General features: G+C 36.4%; 2 protein-coding genes and 1 pseudogene. 1 reads left to right on the top strand and 2 read right to left on the bottom strand.

Annotated features, from left to right (window positions below):
- Positions 1–193: 193 nt before the first annotated feature.
- Entirely contained in the window at positions 194–1,957 is a 1,764-nt protein-coding gene (locus tag HC000_RS17930) for a retron Ec67 family RNA-directed DNA polymerase/endonuclease (protein ID WP_346010179.1), read from the bottom strand.
- Positions 1,958–2,293: 336 nt separating this feature from the next.
- A pseudogene (locus HC000_RS17925) lies at positions 2,294–2,512 on the bottom strand (endonuclease III); the annotation flags it as partial.
- Positions 2,513–3,045: 533 nt separating this feature from the next.
- Here HC000_RS17925 and HC000_RS17920 point away from each other — a divergent pair.
- Positions 3,046–3,552 carry a type VI secretion system-associated protein TagO gene (locus HC000_RS17920; RefSeq protein ID WP_179808364.1) on the top strand — a complete coding sequence of 169 codons (507 nt, stop codon included), beginning with the start codon at positions 3,046–3,048 and terminating at the stop codon, positions 3,550–3,552.
- Positions 3,553–3,605 lie beyond the last annotated feature (53 nt).

Below are 3,605 nucleotides of genomic sequence, written 5' to 3'. Positions count from 1 at the left end.
TTGTTTATAATAAGTCGTAATAGCGACATTATGGTGTTGGCAGAATTCAATATTAGTACCACTAAACGTACTGCGTTTCAGCAAAAGCTGCTGCCACTGTGCGCTTGTTCTGTAAGTTTTCATCACCTGCTCCGAATTTATCATTGAGCAGGTATTTTTAGATAATCAGAACATCGATGCTAGGTGTGGTTCGCTAGACGCTTACCTTGAATCTATCAAAATTGATGTTTGCCTTACCCGAACGCACAACTTTAGTGGAAAAAATATGCTTACCGTAATGCTTACTTATATCGATATTATCAGCTGGTGAAAATGTTTTACCATCAATGACAGTTTGTAGTGTTGTTGTATCAAATAAGTCTTCCATTGCAGAGTTATTTTTACCAGTACTTAATGGTGTTAAAACAAGGTACAGATTATGGAATAAGTAAATAAAACCACTATTTTTCAGTATAGATATGTCGTTGGGACATGATTTAACTTTATTTACTAAATGGTTTAATAAGGCTACAGGGCCACTATCATTATCGAGTACTAGGATAACTGGGTTCTTAGCTTTCTCGTTTCTAAAGTACTTTAGATCATCCGCATATCTTTGTACAAACCTAACAAAAGGTGTTGCGCCATCACCTATATCGAGTAAGTACATTGTTTTACGATTTAAATTAGGGAATTTTAGCTTCGGTGAATAGTTTGCTTTAGCTGATTTGGGATTAACCAAATCAGGGTAGCTAGCCTGTAGCTGACTTAACGCACTTTTTAAGTAAACGTTATCAGTTTTTCCTTCTGTCAATATTGTTGGATATTCATTTGCGAAAAAGTGTTTGTATTGTAAAAAGGTTCCGTAAACTTTTTCTCTTGAATTTAATTTCCCACGAAATTTATTGATTCCAGTGTGCATCTTAGGTTCATGTTTTGGTTCTGGTTTTTTCTTTTTTTCTAGGTTGTTATAAAAATCGATAGAATCAATAAAAGTTAATCGACCTTCTAATTCTGATAAATGACCATCTCTGTAAGAACCGTCTTGTTCGGCAACCTGAAATTTCCCTGTTTTGAAAAGGGAATGAGCCATCGCTCTGGTTAAGCGCCAATACTCTGATTTAACACTAACCTTTTTATTAACAACTAAGCCAGTTGCTTCTTGTCTTGAATCTTTAAATTGTAATCTAGTTTTTGTAGAGTTCACTGAAAAACCAGCACGCCTTATTTCACCAAGTAACTTTGAACCTAGCGTGATATTTTTAACGTTTTTAACTATGGCTGTAGGAAAGCTGTTTTTTCTAGTCGAAAAAGTTATGTCATCAGCGTATCTTGTATAAGAGCAGCCATTTCTTTTAGCCAACTTTGAAAGCTTAATATCAAGACTGTTAGTTATGAGATTAGCAATCACGGGAGAGCATGGACTGCCTTGAGGTAGAGTGTTTTTATAGCATGCTATTTGAGCAATAACGGTTGCTATATGGGGGGCTAATTTAAAGTATCTATTTGCAATAAAAAACCCACGAACTCTTCCAAAATTGAAACTCCCAAAAAAGTCTGCTAAATCCAAATTTAATACATTTTTTTTACCACGATGAATACGAGCATTCGTTATGATAGATCTTTCCCGTTCAAAACCATGTGAAAGAGTGCATTCAATTTTATTATCAAAATGAATAACCGTTTTACAGTCCAAAAGTAAATCAGACAATTTACGTTGTAGGTCTTTCAGTTCATCTGATGGCGCACTGATTTTCCTGACACCGCCTGATTTTTTCGTAATATCAAATTGATGGTAATGCGAATTTACATGTGACTCTACACCCGGTTTGTACAAGGTTCTTGTAAGGAACGGAGCAGAAACGCCCAATATTGAGGCTAGTTCAGGTTTAGTTTTAGCCTGCTTAAGTAGTAAATAGTTTCTTCTATGAATCAAATTACACTCTTTAGTATTAAGGTAAAAAGAGAAGTAGCTCACATGCACTCTTACGCGCCGCTAGCGAGTAATTCAGGAAAGCAATATGAAGCAATCCGAGAAGGCGAGTCACTTGGACAATGCTGTCACAGGTTGCGAAACGCAACCAACAAATCTGCATGTGAGCCAAGTAAACAATACAATAAGAATTATATATTTAATAGTTAAATTTGATAGAACCATTTTTGATTTCACAAACCATGATTAACGTCCGCTTATGGCACATATGGGACTGTCGCATTTGACAGCTCAAGTAAGGCATATTCCTCTAAAGCAATTCAAGAAATCGACAGAGCTGCTCATTACTTTAAATGTTAAAGCAGCTATTTAGCTGCTTTGTTATTCTTCGGTTTTTTCTTTAAACTCACATAAATCTTCAATAATGCAGCTACCGCATTTAGGTTTACGCGCCACGCAGGTATAGCGTCCGTGTAGAATTAGCCAGTGGTGTACATCCACTTTAAATTCTTTCGGGATCACTTTTTCTAGCTTTTGCTCAACCGCCACCACGTCTTTGCCCATAGCAAGCTTAGTGCGGTTAGAAACGCGAAATATATACGGGAAGAAAATAGCTATAAAGAAGCTGTTTTACCTCCAATAAAAATATAGAGTCATCACTACTTAGTGCAAAAGTTGTTTCAGTTGATGAAGGTGATTCAGTTGGTGATAGCGACACCGCTCAGTTATCTGATATCTCAAAGAAGACAATTAGTGAATACAAAGACGGCAATAGGGCCGCCCCTAGCGAATTTCTTAACCAAATATATCGCCTTAAAAACACACACCCATTATGGCGCTGGAGCCACTTGGCTTGCTGATAATGGAAAAGTTGATATTTAACTAGCGCAATATGCGTTAGTTACTGATACTTTTAATAAGGCATTAAAACAACGAAACTCCAGCTCCGTTGTAAAAGAATTAGCTAGTGAGCTCGCAGAAGCTTGTGCTTTGTAAACCTACCTCCTTTAAATGGTTCAAACAAAAGCACCCGAGAGGGGCTTTTTTATTTTAATTAGTTAATTTTACGCTTTATTAGTTTTTAAATTGTTGCATAATTAAAGCTGGAAGTTTTATTACAACAAAGGGATATCATGAAAAAGTCAATTTTAAATGCTGCATTACTTACCGTAATTACCACTATTTCTACCACAACATTTGCCGCTATATCTGATAAAGAATTTGCTAAATGCGCGGCAATGGAAGGCGATTTGTCGCGCCTAGAATGCTTTGATAATTTAGCGGAAGATAAAAACTTAGATGGTAATCAAGTACAACCTACATCGATTGAGGGAAAAGGCGATTGGGACGTGAGTGTTAAAGTAAATCCAATAGATGATTCAAAAACAGTTACTTTGATTTTAAAGGCAGAATCAGGGATAAGTAAGTGGAATAGACCATATGGATTATTAGTGAGGTGTAAAAGTAACGAAACAAACGTCTTTATAGGTTGGAATGAATACCTCGGAAGAGAGGCTGATGTCTTAACAAGAATAGGCACTAACAAGGCTGTTACACAGCGTTGGGATATGTCTACTGACAGCAAAGCTACTTTTCATCCAAAGCCAATTTCTTTTGAGCCTGTAACGGATTCTGTGTAACTGCCCGTTTTTAGATTTTAAATATGCTTGCTGAGTCGTTCCTCAAATTCAAT

It is taken from the genome of Pseudoalteromonas sp. MIP2626, from assembly GCF_013414205.1.
Classification (GTDB): domain Bacteria; phylum Pseudomonadota; class Gammaproteobacteria; order Enterobacterales; family Alteromonadaceae; genus Pseudoalteromonas; species Pseudoalteromonas nigrifaciens.
Note: the sequence above shows the minus strand (reverse complement) of the source record. Positions and strands in the feature narration are given on the sequence as shown.

What these genes read in the sequence shown, in the direction of transcription:
- HC000_RS17920 (WP_179808364.1), top strand. Translation starts at nt 3,046, where the DNA reads ATGAAAAAGTCAATTTTAAATGCTGCATTACTTACCGTAATTACCACT.